This is a genomic window from Xanthomonas sp. D-36-1 (genome assembly GCF_017746155.1).
In the GTDB taxonomy this organism is placed as follows: Bacteria; Pseudomonadota; Gammaproteobacteria; order Xanthomonadales; family Xanthomonadaceae; genus Xanthomonas; species Xanthomonas cissicola.
In genome coordinates this window covers 14,110-30,576 of sequence record NZ_JAGHWR010000032.1, presented here as the reverse complement: position 1 = coordinate 30,576, position 16,467 = coordinate 14,110, and the positions used below count along the sequence as shown (strand labels likewise).

Below are 16,467 nucleotides of genomic sequence, written 5' to 3'. Positions count from 1 at the left end.
CTTCGTGAATCAGGGAATGGCATTGGGGTTGTCAGTGAAATCACTATACGGATAGCGAATTCAAGCGCAAGTTAGCGGATCTAACGGGCTCTAGCGCTGCGCCTTCGTGACAGGGTTGCCGGTCGCAGAATTATACTAATTTGCTCATTTCCTCTTTTCGTTTCATTGAATATATTTCCGGAAATATACCAAGCGAGGTCTGGTGCAAACGCCCATTGTGCGTAATCCGGCACGTCAGGCGGGTCAAATTCACCAGTTCGCCATTTGCTTAAAGATCGGGCAGGAATTTGAAATAAACCGAGCAGCTTCAGGTCGTTGATCCTTCAACCGGAGATGCAGCTGAATGGCACGTGTTTTTTTCCTGCGTGGTGGATTTAAATTCCGACACGCGCAGGTCCATTCCCCGACCGCAGACTGGATCAAACACCCGCGATGACGCTTACCGTCATGGGCTGGGAGCGCATCGCCTGCCGCTGCGCGGCTGCGTCCGGCGCGTCCGAGTGTTGCCGCGCCCCATCGCGGTTCTACATCACGCAAGGCCGATCGCCGCTGCGCTACCTGTGCCGGCGCCAGGTTTGGCGACGCTCGCTGCAGCGTGGGTTGCGATCGTGTAAACGGTTCAAAGTGTGCTGCTGCCACCCGGGCCGATCGTCGTTATGCTCGATGCGGATGAGCACCACATCGCCCGAGGATCTGCTGACGATGGAAGGCACGCTGCATGGCATTGCCTATGCCGTAGTGGCCCGTCAGCTCGAGCACCAGCGCGTGGTCCTGGACACCTTGGAGGTAGGCGGGCAGTCGGTGCCGTTGACGGGATCTCCCACCTTCGGTTCGCTGCAGGCCGCCGTGGACATCGGCAGCAAACTGGCCGAGCAATACATCGGCCAATTGCTGAAGAAGCAAACGCGCCCGCGCTCGACCCCGCCCGGCAACGCACAGGGTTAGCGCGCAGACGCCAGCAGACGGCGACTGCGTTGGCGACCGGTTCGACCAGCGCTGCGGTGAGAAACGCATCGGCGGTCATCCACCTCGTGCAATCGCCTTCACCCGGCCCTATTCTCGGCCTCGGCATCAGTGGCAACGCGTCGCTGGCATGCCGGACGGAGATGAGGCGGCGTGACAGAGACAAGCAAAGACCCGGCATGCGCGGAGTAGGGCGCATGTTCTGGCTGATGCAGACGTTGGGCTGGTCGCTGTTCCTGGCGATTGCCTACGTGGCTCGGCCCAGCGAGGAAGCGGTGCCCGATGGGCTGCAGTTGGCCGCAGTGGCTGGCTTTAGCGTGGGCGGGTTGTTGGGCAGCCTGCTGCTGCGCCGGCTCTATCGAACGCTGCAAGCCGATGGCTATGGCGAAGTGCGTTGGCTGGGCCTGTTGCTGGTTGCCAGCCTGATGGCGGCGCTGGGCGTAGATGTGGCGGTCCACAGCGTGCTGCTGGGCTTGCGCGGACTCTCGCCGGGGTTGATGGCGCTGTCCGAGGCGCAGCCGATGATCTCGGGCACGGCCCTGCTATGGCCGGCCTACATCGCCTGGAGCCTGCTGTACCTGTCGATCAGCAGACAGACGCGGCTAGCCGAAGCGACTCGCCACCAGAACGATCTGCGGCTGGCGCTCAAGGAGGCGCAGTTGCAACGTCTGCTCGGCCATATCAGCCCGCATTTCACCTTCAACACGCTCAACAATATTCGAGCGCTCATCCTCATCGATCCAGAGCTGGCACGCGAACAGATCACCCGCTTTGCCGCCACGCTACGCTACCAGTTCACCGGCGGCGAAGAAGCCCTGGTGAGCGTGGAGGAAGAAATGGCGGTCGTGCGCGACTATCTGGGCTTGGTCGGCATGCAACTCGGCAAGCGCCTGCGCTATGCCGAGCAAGTGGATGCAGCCACATTGATGCGACGGGTACCACGATTCTGCGTGCAGCTGCTGGTGGAAAACGCGATCAAGCACGGTCTGGGGCTCAGCAGCAGCGTTGGCGATCTGCAGGTAGGCATTGCCGTGCAAGATGATGCGCTGCATCTCCATGTGCGTAACAGCGGGCGATTGCAAACCGGCGGCAGCGGCGGCACGGGCCTGGCGAATCTGCGTAGTAACGGCCGTCGGCATGCGGCAGCACGGCAACCGGGTCTTCTCCCTCGCGTTGCAGTTGCAGTACGCCGTCCACTTCTGCAAGCACGCGTACATCGTCTGCAGCAAAGCGGTAACGGCCCAGCCATGCGCGGTCCTGGCTGCGCAGTGCAACCGTCGCCGCATAGGCATGCCCGGCGGCGATGGCGGCCAGCCGCACGCTCAGGTTGGTCGGGTCCAGGAACTCGGCATTGGTCAACACGGTCACGAAGACGTCCGGCTGTCTCACGCGCACTACATAACTGTTGAAGCCGTTGATGAAGCCGCCATGCTCTACGTCGGCCAGGCCGTTTACCTGGCCGATGATCCAGCCGAAGCCGTAGGGCGAGGCGCCGCCATCGGCCAACGTCGTCTTGCGCATTGCCTGCGCCAGTAGCGATGCCGACACCGGCAAGCCGTCGCGCAATGCGCGGTGCCAGATCGCCAGATCGTCCACCGTGCTGATCAGACCGCCCGCGCCTTGCGGCTGCGACATGCTGATGAAGTCCGCGTTCTGCAATTGGCCCTGGGTGCGGCGATAGCCATGCGCGCGTTTGGCGATTACGGTGAGATGGTCATCGTAGCGGGTATGCAGCATGCCCAGCGGCTGGAACACCGACTGCTGCATGTAGACCGGGTAGGGCTGAGCGGTGATGCGTTCGATCAGATAGGTCAGCACGATATAGTTGGAGTTGCTGTAGCGAAAGCGCGTGCCCGCAGCAAACTCCAGCGGCAGGTCCTTGAAGTAGTTCATCAGGCTTCGCGCATCGGTGTCCTCCCGCCGCGCGGCGCGCGCGGCGCGCAAGGCAGCGATGCTGCTGACATTCTTGATGCCGGAGGTATGGGTGAGCAGTTGCTGCACGGTGACCTTGGCGAGCGGGCCGCTCAGCGCCGGGTCCACTGACTCCAGGCAGGTATCCAGTTGCAGCTTGCCCGCCTGCACCAGTTGCAGGACCGCCATGGCGGTGAACTGCTTGCTGACCGAGGCCAGCCGCAATGCCGCGTCCGGTTGCATGGCTATGCCATTTTCGATGTCTGCCATGCCGTAGGCCTGGCGCAGCAGCACCTGATCACCGCGCGTCACCAGCACCACGCCGCCGGGCTGGCTGTCCTTGAAAAACGCCGCGGCCTCGCGCGCCAATTCGGCCATGGCTGATACCGGCGGTGTGGTCTCCGTCGCGCGGGCCGTGCCGGCCATGCTCAGCGCGGTGGCCAGCAGCATCACCGCAATTGTCTTCATAAACCTGCTCCCTCAGTGAATGGAGCGCAGCTTGGGAGCGGAACCGCGCAGCGCCCAGCGATGCATGACGTGCGGTCGGGACAGGCAGCGAACGGTCGGCGGAGCGGATGAGCGGGAGCCGTGAGCGAAGGTCTGCGCTGCACATGGCCGGGCATCGCGTGTTGTCAGGGTGTGGGCGCTGCAGAGGCTTGCGGTGCACTTCCACAGGCAGCCTGCTGCCGGCCAGCATGCTGCCCAGGGATCGAGCGCGACAATAGATGCAGCCCCTGCGTTCGTTCGAAAGGCACAAGCCGGCGCCAGCCAACGTCATCTGCAAGGCGCGAATCGCGCAAATATCACGCTGCTCATCACATGCAAGCTGTCAGCATCGGGGCACGTTTCGCCATTGCCCCAATGAGTCCGCTATGAATTCAACGACCGTTCCGGCCCGTCCATGGGCCGTCCACCCGTTCCACGCAGCCGTGCTCGGCGGTGTGTGGCCGCTGTTTCTCGGCGCGTTGCTGAGCGATTACGCCTACTGGAGCAGCTATCAGATCCAGTGGAGCAACTTCGCATCCTGGCTGCTGGTCGGCGCGATGGTGTTGACCACGATCGCGCTGGTGTGCGCCATCGTCGCGCTTGTGCGCGGAAGCCGTAACCTGATCTACATCATTGCGCTCATTGCTGCGTGGATCGTGGGCTTTTTCGACGCCTTGCATCATGCCCGCGACGCATGGGCCGTCATGCCGGCAGCCCTGGCGCTGTCGGCGATTGCAACGTTGTTCGCGTTGGTTGCGACCTGGGCAGGATTGTCCGGTCTGCGCGTAGGAGGTGCACGATGAAGCGTCAGACCACCAGCATCATCACGGTCTCCATTCTTGCCGCAGCGCTGGCCGCATGCGGCAAAGCGCCCGAAGTCAGTCAGCGCGGCGCAACGCCGGAACTGCCGGAGCCGGACCGCGGTCTGCTGCCCGAGATGAAGATTGCCGAGCCAACCGCCTGGAATGAGCGCAAGCCCACGGTGCCGGCAGGCTATCGCATCGCCGCGATCGCCAGGGATCTGGGTATTCCGCGCCAGACGCTGGTGTTGCCCAACGGCGACATCCTGGTGGCAGAAGGCCGTGGCGGCGGCGCGCCGAACCTCAAGCCAAAGGATGTCATTGCCGGTGCGATCAAGGCCAAGGGTACCTCCAAAGCAAAGAGCGGCAACCGCTTGACCCTGCTGCGCGATGCAGATGGCGATGGCACCTACGAATTGAAAACGGTGTTCGCCGACAAGCTCAACGCGCCTTACGGGCTGGCGTTGATTGGCAACGCGCTGTACGTGGCGAACCAGGATGCGTTGGTACGCTTCGACTATCGCGAGGGCCAGACCCAGGCGAGCGGGGCGCCCACCAAAGTGACCGACCTGCCGTCGGCCATCAATCACCATTGGACCAAGGCGCTCACTGCCAGCGCCGACGGCCGCCATCTGTATGTGGCCATCGGCTCCAACAGCAACATCACCGAACGGGGCATGGCGGTCGAGCTCGACCGCGCGCAGATCTGGCAGGTAGATGCCGCGACTGGCGCACACAAGCCGTACGCGACCGGTATCCGCAATCCCACGGCGCTGGCCATCCAGCCCGGTAGCGGTGCGTTGTGGGCAGTGGTCAACGAGCGCGATGAAATCGGCCCCAATCTGGTGCCGGACTACCTCACGTCCGTACGCGAAGGCGGTTTCTACGGTTGGCCCTACAGCTATTGGGGCAAGAACGTGGACACGCGCGTCATGCCGCAAGATCCGCAGAAGGTGGCTTCGGCGATCGTGCCTGACTATGCCCTGGGCTCGCATGTCGCCGCACTTGGGGCGGCATTGCCGCCGCGCCGCTCCACCCCAACAGCCTGGTGCGTCTGCTACGGCGGATCTTCCGCGAGGCCGGGCTGAGCTCTCCCAACGCCTACAGCGGCCACTCGCTGCGCCGCGGCTTCGCCGGCTGGGCCAACGCCAACGGCTGGGACGTCAAGGCGCTGATGGAGTACGTCGGCTGGCGAGACGTGCAGTCGGCGATACGCTACATCGACGGGGCCGATCCGTTCGCCCGCCAGCGCATCGACGCCAGTCTGCCGGAAGCGTCCGCGCTGCCCAGGCATGCAACGACCTGAGGGGCTGGATGGCGTCGATCGAACGGACCGCATACCCGCAATTCAAGCGCAACCCGGTCGTCCGCGAACTGGTTGCGGCCTACACGCCAACCGACGCTGAGGTGGCCTTCGTTGCCGAGTACACCCGTCAGCCTGCGCACCGCCTGACGCTGACGATCCTGCTCAAGACCTTCCAACGGCTGGGGTACTTCCCCATGCTGGACGAAGTCCCGCCGGCGGTGGTGCGCCATATCCGCAGCGCGCTGAAACTGCGCGTGCAGGTCAAGCCAGCGAATCTTGCCAACGCCTCGCGCTATCGCTACTACCGCCGAATCCGGCAATTCCTGCAGGTCCGGGCCTACAGCGATGGCGGGCTGAAGATTGCTGCACGCGCGGTATACGAAGCCGCTGCGGTGATGGAAAACCCGGCGGACCTGATCAATGTAGCCATCGAACAGCTCGTGCGTGATCGCGTCGAGCTGCCGGCGTTCTCCACACTGGATCGCCTGACCCGGCGCATCCGCACGCTGGTCAACGGGCGCTATTTCGCCCAGATCGAGGCCCGACTGACCATCGACGAAAAACAGCGCCTGGAAGGCCTCATGCAGGTCGAACAGGGGCGCCAGAAGAGCCCGCTGCACGCGATCAAGCGCCTGCCCAAGCGCTCTTCGCTGCAGCATTTCCAGGAGTTGATCGACCATATCGCCGAACTGGACGAATTGGTCGGCAGCGAGTTGCACCTGGCGGGCATCCCGGAGGTCAAGCGCAAGCACTTCGCCGCCGAGGCGCGGGCATTGGATGCTTCCGAGCTGCGCAAGTTTCGGCCCGCTAAGCGCTACGCCGTACTGGTGTGCTTGATCCACCGGGCCCGGGTCCAGACGCGCGACGATCTCGCGGAGATGTTCATCAAACGCATGGGGAACATCCACAACCGGGGCCGAGAGGAACTGGAGCGGCTGAGGGCGCGCTATCGCGAGAAGACCGAAGCGATCGTGGCGACGATGTCGGATGTGGTCCGCGTCCTCGACCATCATCGCGGCAACACCGAGGCGGGGCGTGAAATCCGCCGCCTAGTCAACGCCCATGGTGGCGTGCAGACGTTGCAGGCCGACTGCAACGCCATTGCGGCGCATAGTGGCGACAATCACTTGCCGTTGCTGTGGCTGTTCTACAAAAGTCACCGCTCCACCATCCTGCGGATGGTGCGTAGGTTGGACTTGGCCTCGACCACGGAGGACCGCTCCGTGATCGATGCGATCGAGCTGATCCTGACGCAGGAACGAACCCGCAGCGATTGGTTGGATGAACCAGTCGATCTGGCATTCACCACCCAACTCTGGCGCAAGACCATCGTCCATCGCACCGAACAGAACGAAGAGCGCATCCACCGGCGCCTGTTCGAGGTTTGTGTGTTCTCATCGCTGGCCAACGAACTGAAATCGGGCGACGTGGCTGTGCGCGGATCGGAAACCTACGCCGACTACCGCGAGCAGTTGCTTCCGTGGGACCAGTGCGAACCTATGTTGGAGGATTACTGCAAGCAGCTGGGGCTGCCGGCCACGGCCGTGGGCTTCGTCAACGCGTTGCAATCGCGCCTGATGCAGGTCGCTGAGCTGACCGATCAAGGCTATCTGGAGAATGGCCAAGTGGTCATCGGCGAGGATGGCATCCCGGTGCTCAAGCGCAGCAAGGCCAAGGAGATGAGCAGTGGGGCCCGCGCCCTGGAAACCGCCATCCTAGATCGCATGCCCGAACGCAGCGTCATCGAGATCCTGTGCGATGTGGCTCATTGGACGCGCTGGACCCGGCACTTCGGTCCTCTGTCCGGCTCGGACGCCAAGATCGAGCAACCGACCGAGCGCTACGTCCTCACCGCCTTCACCTATGGGTGCAACCTCGGACCGGCCCAGGCTGCCCGACACCTGCGTGGCGCTGTCTCGGCGCACATGCTGTCGTTTGTCAACCGCCGGCATGTGGATGCCAACAAAAACTGGCGGCAGCTTGTCGGGACATCTTCAACAGCTACGCCGGCCTGCAGCTGCCCAAATGCTGGGGCGACGGCAAGAGCGCGGCCGCCGATGGCACCAAATACGATCTTTACGACCAGAATCTGCTCGCCTCGTACCACATCCGCTATGGCGGCTACGGCGGCATCGCCTACCACCACGTGTCCGATACGTATGTCGCGCTGTTCAGCCACTTCATTCCGTGCGGTGTGTGGGAGGCGGTCTACATCATCGATGGCCTGCTGAAGAACACCTCCGACATCCAGCCTGACACCGTCCACGCCGACACGCAGGGGCAGTCGCTGCCGGTGTTCGGCCTTTCACATCTGCTGGGCATCCAGCTGATGCCGCGCATCCGCAACTGGCGCGAATACAAGTTCTTCCGCCCCGATGAGGACATTCGTTACGAACACATCGACGCGCTGTTCCGGGACACTGTCGACTGGGATCTGATCGAGACCCACTGGAAAGACCTGATGCAAGTCGTGCTCTCGATCAAGACCGGCAAGATCGCGGCCTCGACGTTGATGCGCAAGCTGGGCAACTACAGCCGCAAGAACCGGCTGTACCAGGCCTTCAAGGCGCTCGGTTCCACCGTGCGCACCTTGTTCCTGCTGCAGTACATCTCCAACCGCGAGTTGCGCGAGCAGATCACCGCCTCGACCAACAAGGTGGAGGCTTACAACGGCTTCGCGAAGTACTTCTTCTTCGGCGGGGAAGGGGTGATTGCCGACAATGACCCCGTTGAGCAGGAGAAGGCCGTCAAATACAACGACCTGGTCTCCAATGCCGTCATCTTCTACAACGTGGTCGAACAGACCCGAATCATGACGTCTCTGATGCGGCAGGGGTGGAAGATCACGCGGGAGGACGTGGCGTGCCTCAGCCCGTACGTGACCAGCCATGTGAAGCGCTTCGGGGATTACCTGATTGATGTGGAGGCGGTTCCGGAACCGTATGAGACTGAACTGGCATTGGCAGGGTAGTTTTGGTGCGCCAAAATATCCGCTAACTCACTGATGCAATGAGTGAAATCCAATTTTGCGAGCTATTTTACACGTATGTCGGCTGAACCCCATAACCACCGGCTAGCAAGATGGGCGCGGGTGCGGACCGAGCTGGCCAGTGGAATACCTCATAGCCCAAAACCCGTGACAGGCAGCGTCAAGCAAGGACGCCAAACGCCGGCCACCTTGAACCATTTGCCACCTGGAGTGCGCAACTGGGAAAACCAGCCAGTCATCTTTGACTGCGTTGAATGGGTACTCGGATTGCGTCGGTGGACCATCAAAGAAAGCGGTGCCCAGCGCCCCAGTAGCGCATGTCGCACGGCTCGATGCCGTAGTTTTCCTAGGTGACTAGCGTCATCGTCCGGTCCGCTGCTGTGGAGGGATCAGCATTGGTAGGCGGCCAGGGCGCACAGGAGCGTCAACAGTCCACTTCGCATAATGTATAGAAGGTTGGCGTTATGGCCACAGGGGAGAGGGCTACCAGCAGCGCCTCATGTGCTCCCGTTTGCACCGCCAGGACCAGCAGCGCGACCACCGCGGCGGCCGCGCTTAGCCTGTCCAGCACTGATCGCCATAGAGCCCGCTCAGCTGGCGACGCAGCGCGCTCTCCGTGGATCCGCGCCATCCATTCGCCGCCGTCCAGTTTTGCCAATGCGCAGACCTGCGCAATTCGTTCATCTGGCATCGGGTAGCGGTCTTTTCTCCAGCTGCTTATCACAGCTCGCGTGACCCCAATACGCTGAGCCAAAGCATTGTCTGACTGGAGGTTTGCCTTCTCTCGCGCTTTGTCAAGCAGCTCGTTCACGCTTGGCATGTTTAGAAATCTCTTGACGTTCTGTTCAGTGGTCACTATACATGCGCCTGTGGATAGGAATCCCTAGACACCCCTCCCCCCCGGTACCCCCCGGGGGCCGAGGGTCAGGGTAGGGGATCTGCAACAGGGGACATTCCGTGACGCATCACATTATCTTGGCCATCTGGCTGGTCCTGATCGCGTGCGCATACCTGCGCGCCGTGTTCGTGTCGATCGCCTATCGCCGGCAAGCTCGATTCAGCCGCCTCGACTCCGCTTACCGCGCCGCCGCCCTGGTCGCCAACGCCAAGCGGGAGTTCCGCGCATGAAGGACCTCGCCTTAATGGTGCTGGCTTCATGGGCATTTGCTGCATTCGTATCCCTTTTCATCATGGGCTTCTACTTCCTGGCCGCTCCCTGGTCCTGGATCTGCGCCCTCTTTCTGTTCGTGACTCCTTGCGGCGTGCTTGCCTACTTCGTGAGTGAAGGCCTGTGACCCCGCTGCTCGCCCTTTGCCTACCCTTTTCACCGGTCGCAGCCTGCAATCAGACCGGTGCAAGCCCGGCGCAGCCGGGTGGCCCGAGTAGTAACACGGGCCAAAAGTGTCAGACCCTCGAAGGGCTATCGAAGCCGATCATCGACTTTTGCACCCTGGTCTTCGACACCGACAAGGCGGTCAATTTCTTTAAGCGCATGAACGCCCAGCAGATGGTTGCCTACGTCTTCGGCACCTCGGGCAGCATCGTCGCCGGCCCCCTGCAGGAGCGGCTGTGGAACTTCAACTACCAGCGCAGCGCCATGCTGATCGATGAGACTTCCAGTGTGTGCGGCCGCATAGGTGTCGCAGATACGGGCGAGGTCTGTATCAGCCTGACAGGGCAGGGCTGCAGCCACGTCCCGAGCTGGCCTTATGCCGAGCGCATCGCACAGGATCTGGGCGCACACCTGACGCGCGTCGATATCGCTATCGATGACCACACCGGCAAGTGGTTCGATGTGCAGCAGTTCCGCGATGCCTACCACGATGGTGCGTTCACCATGAACGGCCGGCCTCCGCATGCTAAGCACATCAGCGACGAGGGTAACGATAAGGGATGCAGCTTCTATGTCGGCCAGAAGGGCCATAAAGAGCTGTGCATCTACGAGAAGGGCAAGCAGCTGGGTGACCCTGAGAGCGAGTGGACACGTTGCGAACTGCGTCTTTACGCCAAGCGCATCGATCTTCCCCTCGGTGCGTTGGTTGACCCCGGTAAGTATTTCGCCAGCGCCTACACCGTTCTCGCTGACCTGGTCATCGGTGAGTTGACACGCCTCGAGCTCAAGGAACGCATGGTTAACCCCTCGGTTAAGGCCATGATCGATTTCATCGACACCCAGGCCGGTAGCGCTCTGCGTGTGCTCTGGAATGCGCTCAACACCCGTAGCCACGAATACGCCGTGTCGGTCCTCGATCGCTATCTCACCCATGACGGTGTGCCTGGTCGTTTTAAGAACCTGCAACAGCTCGATCTAGAGATACGGATCTCCAACCAGTTGGATGAGCTGTTCCCTGATTGCGCCGATTGAAATTCGCTGCACGTCGTTATGGCCACTGACGTGGGTAGCAGCAAATGTGGTCAAAAGAATCACCCGGATCGTCGGGATCAATCAAACCTAAAAAGGGTTACACCATGAGCGGAATCAAAGTCACCGTGTTGAATAGTGAAGTCGATGAGCGTGGCGGCACGTTCGAAGATGAGAAGGGCAAGGAGCGCAGTTACACCACGCGCAAGCAGAAATGCCGCCTTGAGGTCGACGGCTTCGTGTATCCCTACGAGGCACGCCTCGAAGACGGCCAGAAGGCCTTTGCACCTGGCGAGTATGAGCTTGATGTCGCCGGTATGCTGCAGGTGAATAAGGGCAACATCGCGTTGGGTAAGTTCGCCAAGCTCAAGCCGCGTCAGGCTTCTCCCGGACGCGCTGCGTCGTAATCCATGGCCGTCCTGATCTACACCACTCATCCCTACGTCGTGCTCGGCTCGGGCTTTGTCCTGGGCGCTCTGACGGTCGGTGCGATGTGGTTCGGCGCAACTCGGAAATAGCCTCATGACACGTGTCCTCACCTGTATCGATGCAGTGCCTGCACAGGACGGCACGTGTTCTCAAACTGCTTGGCTGGATCAATCCAGCTGGGTGGAAATGCTGCCCACGGCGGAACAGGCCAATGTCGTGGGGCCAGCGATTGTAGTCGGCCTCGTAACACTCGCAGCCTTACGGCTAATCATCCCAAGTAAAGGAGAAGACGAATGAACAGCAAGAAGATCTGCGCCCTGGGCGCATATCTGTCCACCCTCGGCAACAAGCCGAAAGCCATCGCGGTTGGTGGTGCTTTTGCCATGGCCGCTCCGTCTGCATTCGCGCAGGCCGCAGCGGGTTTCGATCCGGCAACGATCTTGGCAGCGGTGGCCGCCATGGTTGCGGCGGGCGTGTTGATCTACACCGCGTTTGCGGTGGGTCGTTGGACCATGAAGGCCTTCGGCCTGATCGGCGGCAAGTAAGTAAATCATCGACAGGGCAGGGCGGGGAAACCCGCCCTTTTTTATATGACCGGAACAGTCCTCCTAATTTTCTATTTTATGGCCGGCCGCATCATGGCCGATGGGCTCCGCTGATGCGCTGGGTCGGTCAATATTTCGCGCGTGCGGTTGTGAGGCGAGTTGCGTATGTCGTCGTAGCCGCATTTTGTGGGCTGCTGCTGCAACTTTGTAGTGGCAGTGCGCATGCGGCTGTTGACCAGGGCGAGGCGTACTCGCTCTGCATGCAGTTTGCTAGCGAGATGGTTGCGAAGAATCCGGACATGCGGCGCAACCCTTCGTGCCCGTCGAATAAGCCATTTCAATACACATGCCAATATCAAGCGATCCCCTATCCAGGCGCTTCCCCTTGGTCTATCGACACATGCGGTGATTACAGCTACGACGATCAGTACACCTGTGCCTCTCGTAACTCAAAGAAGCTCGCTGACGCAGCACCCTGGTACACACCACCACCGAGTTGTATTTCCGGCTGTCAGGTGCAGGGCACCTCGTTCAGCGGTGACAATGGCGGCGTTAAGACCTATGGCATGAAGGATCGCACCTATAACGGGTCGATCTGTACCCCTACAAAGCCGACTAACGACATTGGCGAATTGCAGGAAGAGAAGGACGACGCCACCAAGGAAAAAGCGCCGGAATGCACCGCGCTGGGATCTGGGCAGACGGCCTGCATGAAGCCGAACGGCGACTATTGCGCAACGGCGTCATCCGGCAAGACGTTCTGTTGGAAGCCCACCGAAACGGGCAAAAAAACCGATGCCACCGATGCGCAAAGCAAGACGCCAAAGGGCGATCCCGTGACGCCGCCGCCGATTCCTCCGCCGGATGGCGAATGGCAGCGCAAAGAAGGGCATCAGCAGACCACGTGCGTGAACAACACATGCACTACCTACAACGTGACCAACTACACGACCGTGCCGTCTGGTACTTCGAAGAACGGCACGGGTGATAACAGCTCCGACGGCTCGGGCAACACGTCCGGCAATGGCAGTACTAGCAGCACGGGGAAGAAGGACGACGACAGCAAGGACAGTGCGAGCGATAGTGGAAACTGCACCACGCCGCCTATCTGTGTTGGCGATACCTTGAAGTGTCTGCATCTGAAATTCACTTGGAAGACGCAGTGCAATACTGATCGCGGCGAAGTCACTGCGGGTGCTACGTGCAGCGATGGTGATGTGCCGGTGTGCGCTGGCAAGAGTTGCAAAGCCGCTGAGTATTCGCAGGTTTTGCAGGCCTGGCGCACCCGGTGCGGTCTGGAGAAGGATCGCGACGCAGCTAAAGCCGACGCTGACCGGGGTTCAGCCGATGCCGCTGGAGACGATGAAAAAGGCGAGGTTGCCAAGCTGTGGGCCTCTGACGGCAAGCCTGGTCCGCATTTTGATCAGAGCCGTCTGAGCATCGGTGGTGGCGACTTGCTCGGCGGCAACATCGAGATCATGGGCACGTCATTCACTTTGAACGCTCAGTTCTACGATGCGCTCGCCATCATCAAAAAAATCATCATTGCGTCCGCCATGGTGGCTGCGTTCGTGATCTTGTGGAGGTCCTAATGTCGTGGTTTTCTTTCGATGTTCCGTGGCTGGGCGCGCTGGGCGGACTCCTCAACAAGCTGATGAAGCTCAAGTTGGCGTTGTGGACCGCCAAGGCTCTAGGTGCGCTCGGTCTCGGGTTCGCCGGTAAAGCGTTCGTGTATGACCCGCTCATTGACCAGGCCGTGAGTGCCTGGCAGCTGGTGCCGCCGTTGGCGGCCAACTGGGTGCATGCGCTTGGCCTGGACACTGCTATTTCAATTATCCTCAGCGCGTACGGCATCCAGGGCGTGCAGCGTGTCTTTCTCACTCGTGCAAATCAGGCTCGCGACGAATGATCGGTGATACCGCCTCTATTTCTCTGTTGACCGGTTTGCCGGGTTCTGGCAAGTCGCTGCGCATGACGCAGCGCATTGTCGAGCTGGTGGAGCGGGGCGCACACGTCTACACGTGCAACATCAATGGCATCAGCGTACCCGGCGTCACGCCGTGGGAAGATCCAACGAAGTGGCGCGAGCTGCCTGCTGGCGCTGTTTTGTTCGTCGACGAGGCGCAGCAGTATTTTCGCGCTCGACGCGGCGGTGATCCGCCTGAGTACATCAGCGCGATGGAGACGATTCGCCACCTTGGTGTGCGCCTGGTGCTGGCAACGCAGCAGCCGAACTACCTCGACACGCACCTGCGTGGCCTGGTTGGTTTCCATGAGCATCTGTTGCGCCAGTCCGGCAAGGATCAGACCTTCATCTTCCGCAATCACCAGGTCATGGACGAGGTGCGGTTGGGCCTTAAGCGCATCAAAGGCTTGTACGACTATCAGCTGTGGAAGCTGCCTGAGAAATATTTCCAGTACTACAAGAGCGCGGAGCTGCACACGGTCAAGTACCGCATGCCGTCGTTGATGAAGAAGATCCTGATCACCGGACCGATCGCCATCGTGATGATGCTCAGCGTTTTCGGGTGGCTATTCTGGAAGGGTATCCATGGGCGAGCGGAAGCGGAGGAGATGGCCAAGACTGCGCCTGTGGCGCAGCCGGGCCATTCCTCCGCTGGAGCGACCTCGGGAGGCAACGCCAGGCCTGCCATCGCAAGCGGTGAGGATTACATGCGTGCGATCACCCCGATGGTCCAGGACGTCCCGTGGTCAGCGCCAGGCTTTGCGGGTCGCGAGTTCCGTGCAGATCCGCACATGTTCTGCATGAGCAGCGAGAACAGCTGCCGGTGCGTTACGGAGCAAAACACCAAGGTCGTGGTGCGCGACGATGTTTGCCGCGACATTGCCAGGTGGGGCGAGCCATACAACCCGTACAAGCCGCCGCAGGAGCGCCGGGAGTACGCGAAGGCTGAGCAGGCCGATCACACTAAGCAGGACGCGCCGCAGCCGGCTTATGGCGCGCCAGGCACGGTTATGTCGAAGGGGGCGAGAGTGCAGGGCACGTTTCCCGAATCACCTGGCTACCAGGCGCACAGCTACACCAAGGCAACGACCTTGGAAATGTAATTCCGTGACGCGTCACATAACTAATTGTCATTAGACTTTCGTGACGCGTCACGATAATATAGACACATCAAGTCAGGGGTGCCACATGCATATCAAAGATCTGTTAGTCGAGATTCAAGCCGTCATTCTGATTGCAGTTCTGTTGTTTCTTTGGTTCCGTGCTGCTCGCCGCGAAGCCAAGAAGAAGGCTTAATGTGATGCGTGACGAAAAAGACCCCGGCACCCTCGAAATGCAGCTGCCACGCAAGAAGGGCAGGCCGCCTAAGTTCATCGGCGGCGCAATGTCGGCTGCGGAGCGTGCCAAACGGTATAGGGAAGGTCTGCGCAATGAGGCTCGCCAAGTGGTCCCGGCCATCGTTTTTGAGGCCGAGGGCGAGCCTCTGCGCGATACGGCCATTCTTGAAGCATTGCGCCGCGCCATGCTCAAGGGCGACGGTCGCGCAGTTCACGCAATCACTGACGAGTTGCGTACGCGTTACTGCCGCAAATCGTGACGGATCACAAAAAGGAGCTTACTATGAAATATCGTATCGATTGGGTCGAGGTTGGTCTTAACGTGTGCGTAGTCGCTGGGCTACTCGTCGTCTTCTTTTTCTGAAGAGGATATTGTGATGCGTGACGAAATTACTCCATTGCGCCTCGTCGCTGCGGCGTTAGTTCCTGCGCTTGAGCGCTCGGTCGCCGGCTAGAGCGTGCACCGCATAGCCGAGTCGTTCCTGGTAAGCGATTCAAAGCCGTGTTCGGTCTTTATTAGCAGCCTTCCGCCCTGGCAACGCACGTTGTCTGGCCAATACATCACGTCGTTGGGCAGTTCGGTGTTGGGCGTCTCGGTGACGATGCGTTCCTCTACTGTCGGCGGAGGGCAGGGTTGCCTGTCATTGCGTTCCTGGGTCAGTGCGCTCTTGTTGGCCACCAGGCCGAACGTGGCACCGATGAAGCCTAGTCCGACGACGAACGTCGATATCTGCCAGCCTGCCTTGTCCATCATCGCCTCCGTGAGAATCCCGCGATTGTAGGGGTGTAGGGGTGTAGGGGTGTAGGGGCATAGCCCCTACGGATAACGCCTCATCCGCGCCGTGGAGATCGAGGCCCACGCGTGTGCCGGACCACTCGTGCTCGATCGGCGGACCCCGTGCCATCCACCATTGATGACCGCGTTTCTCGCCTGCGTTGAATCACGTCACTGAGGTAGATCACCTCGGCGCCTCGAGATAAACGAGACCCCGGAACCCTTGTGGCAGTAGGCTTTCGCGGATTCGCCGATCGCGCGTTTCTCTCGATGGACATCATCATTGACCACTCGCGTGCTATGGCGCACGTCAGCGCCCAGTACCGCATATCGCACGGCTCGATGTCGTGTCCTTCGGGAGTGAAGAATCGGTGTCCCTGGAAACCAAAACCGGCCCAAGGGCCGGTCAGGTCTACGCGTTCGTAGGTGTCTATCGTCATCCGGTCCGCTTCCTTTGGAGGGACCAGCATTGATAGGCCGCCAGGGCGCACAGGAGCGTCAATAGCGCGACTTCGCATAATGTATATTATGTCAAGGCGCTTGCAGCGCTGGTTGCGTTCGTTTGCTGCTGCGGTCACGCCGCGGCGGCGACGATGGC

General features: G+C 60.8%; 15 protein-coding genes and 5 pseudogenes. 15 read left to right on the top strand and 5 right to left on the bottom strand.

Annotated elements, in window-relative coordinates; genetic code table 11:
- Window positions 1–669: 669 nt before the first annotated feature.
- Together J7367_RS10675 and J7367_RS22535 are read left to right on the top strand one after the other, a co-directional pair.
- On the top strand, window positions 670–945 hold the full coding sequence (locus J7367_RS10675; protein WP_039731535.1) for a hypothetical protein: 276 nt from the start codon (window positions 670–672) through the stop codon (window positions 943–945).
- Between the two features lie 161 nt (window positions 946–1,106).
- Window positions 1,107–1,796 (top strand): annotated as a pseudogene (locus tag J7367_RS22535) (histidine kinase); the annotation flags it as partial.
- On the opposite strand, the gene J7367_RS22270 reads toward J7367_RS22535, so the two are convergent.
- Together J7367_RS22270 and J7367_RS10665 are read right to left on the bottom strand one after the other, a co-directional pair.
- On the bottom strand, window positions 1,746–2,015 hold the full coding sequence (locus J7367_RS22270) for a hypothetical protein (protein ID WP_244672291.1): 270 nt from the start codon (window positions 2,013–2,015) through the stop codon (window positions 1,746–1,748). The pseudogene J7367_RS22535 and the gene J7367_RS22270 overlap by 51 nt on opposite strands.
- Entirely contained in the window at window positions 1,957–3,342 is a 1,386-nt protein-coding gene (locus tag J7367_RS10665; protein ID WP_244672289.1) for a serine hydrolase domain-containing protein, read from the bottom strand. The genes J7367_RS22270 and J7367_RS10665 overlap by 59 nt, the downstream gene beginning before the upstream one ends.
- Before the next feature lie 404 nt (window positions 3,343–3,746).
- Here J7367_RS10665 and J7367_RS10660 point away from each other — a divergent pair, with 404 nt between their 5' ends.
- The 4 genes and pseudogenes from J7367_RS10660 (at window position 3,747) to J7367_RS10645 (ending at window position 8,437) form a co-directional block, all read left to right on the top strand.
- The gene (locus J7367_RS10660) at window positions 3,747–4,163 is read left to right on the top strand and encodes a hypothetical protein (RefSeq protein ID WP_005916026.1); all 417 of its coding nucleotides are present in this window, start codon (window positions 3,747–3,749) and stop codon (window positions 4,161–4,163) included.
- Window positions 4,160–5,170, top strand: a pseudogene (locus J7367_RS10655) (PQQ-dependent sugar dehydrogenase); the annotation flags it as partial. The gene J7367_RS10660 and the pseudogene J7367_RS10655, both read left to right, overlap by 4 nt.
- Window positions 5,167–5,430: pseudogene (locus J7367_RS10650) on the top strand (tyrosine-type recombinase/integrase); the annotation flags it as partial. The pseudogenes J7367_RS10655 and J7367_RS10650, both read left to right, overlap by 4 nt.
- A gap of 44 nt (window positions 5,431–5,474) precedes the next feature.
- Window positions 5,475–8,437 (top strand): annotated as a pseudogene (locus J7367_RS10645) (Tn3 family transposase).
- 407 nt (window positions 8,438–8,844) lie between these two features.
- Here J7367_RS10645 and J7367_RS10640 read toward each other — a convergent pair.
- A pseudogene (locus J7367_RS10640) lies at window positions 8,845–9,275 on the bottom strand (DUF3693 domain-containing protein).
- Between the two features lie 137 nt (window positions 9,276–9,412).
- On the opposite strand from J7367_RS10640, the gene J7367_RS10635 reads away from it, so the two are divergent.
- From J7367_RS10635 to J7367_RS10595, 9 genes are all read left to right on the top strand, one after another.
- Entirely contained in the window at window positions 9,413–9,583 is a 171-nt protein-coding gene (locus tag J7367_RS10635) for a hypothetical protein (RefSeq protein ID WP_209028930.1), read from the top strand.
- The gene (locus tag J7367_RS10630) at window positions 9,580–9,750 is read left to right on the top strand and encodes a hypothetical protein (RefSeq protein WP_209028929.1); all 171 of its coding nucleotides are present in this window, start codon (window positions 9,580–9,582) and stop codon (window positions 9,748–9,750) included. Before J7367_RS10635 ends, J7367_RS10630 begins: the two co-directional genes overlap by 4 nt.
- Window positions 9,747–10,820: a replication initiation factor domain-containing protein gene (locus tag J7367_RS10625; protein ID WP_209028928.1), complete on the top strand. Its 1,074-nt coding sequence runs from the start codon at window positions 9,747–9,749 to the stop codon at window positions 10,818–10,820. Before J7367_RS10630 ends, J7367_RS10625 begins: the two co-directional genes overlap by 4 nt.
- 104 nt (window positions 10,821–10,924) lie before the next feature.
- On the top strand, window positions 10,925–11,224 hold the full coding sequence (locus J7367_RS10620) for a single-stranded DNA-binding protein (RefSeq protein ID WP_209028927.1): 300 nt from the start codon (window positions 10,925–10,927) through the stop codon (window positions 11,222–11,224).
- Window positions 11,225–11,539: 315 nt separating this feature from the next.
- On the top strand, window positions 11,540–11,791 hold the full coding sequence (locus tag J7367_RS10615) for a hypothetical protein (RefSeq protein WP_209028926.1): 252 nt from the start codon (window positions 11,540–11,542) through the stop codon (window positions 11,789–11,791).
- 113 nt (window positions 11,792–11,904) lie between these two features.
- Window positions 11,905–13,383 (top strand): A coat protein, encoded by a 1,479-nt coding sequence (locus tag J7367_RS10610; protein WP_209028925.1) that lies wholly within the window; start codon window positions 11,905–11,907, stop codon window positions 13,381–13,383.
- Window positions 13,383–13,700 carry a DUF2523 family protein gene (locus J7367_RS10605; protein ID WP_005997732.1) on the top strand — a complete coding sequence of 106 codons (318 nt, stop codon included), beginning with the start codon at window positions 13,383–13,385 and terminating at the stop codon, window positions 13,698–13,700. Before J7367_RS10610 ends, J7367_RS10605 begins: the two co-directional genes overlap by 1 nt.
- Window positions 13,697–14,860 (top strand): zonular occludens toxin domain-containing protein, encoded by a 1,164-nt coding sequence (locus tag J7367_RS10600; RefSeq protein WP_209028924.1) that lies wholly within the window; start codon window positions 13,697–13,699, stop codon window positions 14,858–14,860. The genes J7367_RS10605 and J7367_RS10600 overlap by 4 nt, the downstream gene beginning before the upstream one ends.
- Window positions 14,861–15,057: 197 nt before the next feature.
- Window positions 15,058–15,354, top strand: a complete 297-nt coding sequence (locus J7367_RS10595; protein WP_209028923.1) for a hypothetical protein — start codon at window positions 15,058–15,060, stop codon at window positions 15,352–15,354.
- Window positions 15,355–15,545: 191 nt separating this feature from the next.
- On the opposite strand, the gene J7367_RS10590 is transcribed toward J7367_RS10595, so the two are convergent.
- Window positions 15,546–15,845, bottom strand: a complete 300-nt coding sequence (locus tag J7367_RS10590; RefSeq protein ID WP_209028922.1) for a hypothetical protein — start codon at window positions 15,843–15,845, stop codon at window positions 15,546–15,548.
- Between the two features lie 80 nt (window positions 15,846–15,925).
- A complete protein-coding gene (locus J7367_RS10585) occupies window positions 15,926–16,309 on the bottom strand; it encodes a DUF3653 domain-containing protein (protein ID WP_209028921.1) in 384 nt (127 codons plus the stop codon).
- Between the last annotated feature and the right edge of the window lie 158 nt (window positions 16,310–16,467).

Bases quoted from the DNA above. Each gene is read 5' to 3' on its own strand.
- J7367_RS10605 (WP_005997732.1), top strand. From the start codon at position 13,383: ATGTCGTGGTTTTCTTTCGATGTTCCGTGGCTGGGCGCGCTGGGCGGA.
- J7367_RS10630 (WP_209028929.1), top strand. From the start codon at position 9,580: ATGAAGGACCTCGCCTTAATGGTGCTGGCTTCATGGGCATTTGCTGCA.
- J7367_RS10595 (WP_209028923.1), top strand. From the start codon at position 15,058: ATGCGTGACGAAAAAGACCCCGGCACCCTCGAAATGCAGCTGCCACGC.
- J7367_RS10600 (WP_209028924.1), top strand. From the start codon at position 13,697: ATGATCGGTGATACCGCCTCTATTTCTCTGTTGACCGGTTTGCCGGGT.
- J7367_RS22270 (WP_244672291.1), bottom strand. From the start codon at position 2,015: ATGCAGCGCATCATCTTGCACGGCAATGCCTACCTGCAGATCGCCAAC.
- J7367_RS10590 (WP_209028922.1), bottom strand. From the start codon at position 15,845: ATGGACAAGGCAGGCTGGCAGATATCGACGTTCGTCGTCGGACTAGGC.
- J7367_RS10660 (WP_005916026.1), top strand. From the start codon at position 3,747: ATGAATTCAACGACCGTTCCGGCCCGTCCATGGGCCGTCCACCCGTTC.
- J7367_RS10585 (WP_209028921.1), bottom strand. From the start codon at position 16,309: ATGACGATAGACACCTACGAACGCGTAGACCTGACCGGCCCTTGGGCC.
- J7367_RS10675 (WP_039731535.1), top strand. From the start codon at position 670: ATGAGCACCACATCGCCCGAGGATCTGCTGACGATGGAAGGCACGCTG.
- J7367_RS10610 (WP_209028925.1), top strand. From the start codon at position 11,905: ATGCGCTGGGTCGGTCAATATTTCGCGCGTGCGGTTGTGAGGCGAGTT.
- J7367_RS10615 (WP_209028926.1), top strand. From the start codon at position 11,540: ATGAACAGCAAGAAGATCTGCGCCCTGGGCGCATATCTGTCCACCCTC.
- J7367_RS10665 (WP_244672289.1), bottom strand. From the start codon at position 3,342: ATGAAGACAATTGCGGTGATGCTGCTGGCCACCGCGCTGAGCATGGCC.
- J7367_RS10620 (WP_209028927.1), top strand. From the start codon at position 10,925: ATGAGCGGAATCAAAGTCACCGTGTTGAATAGTGAAGTCGATGAGCGT.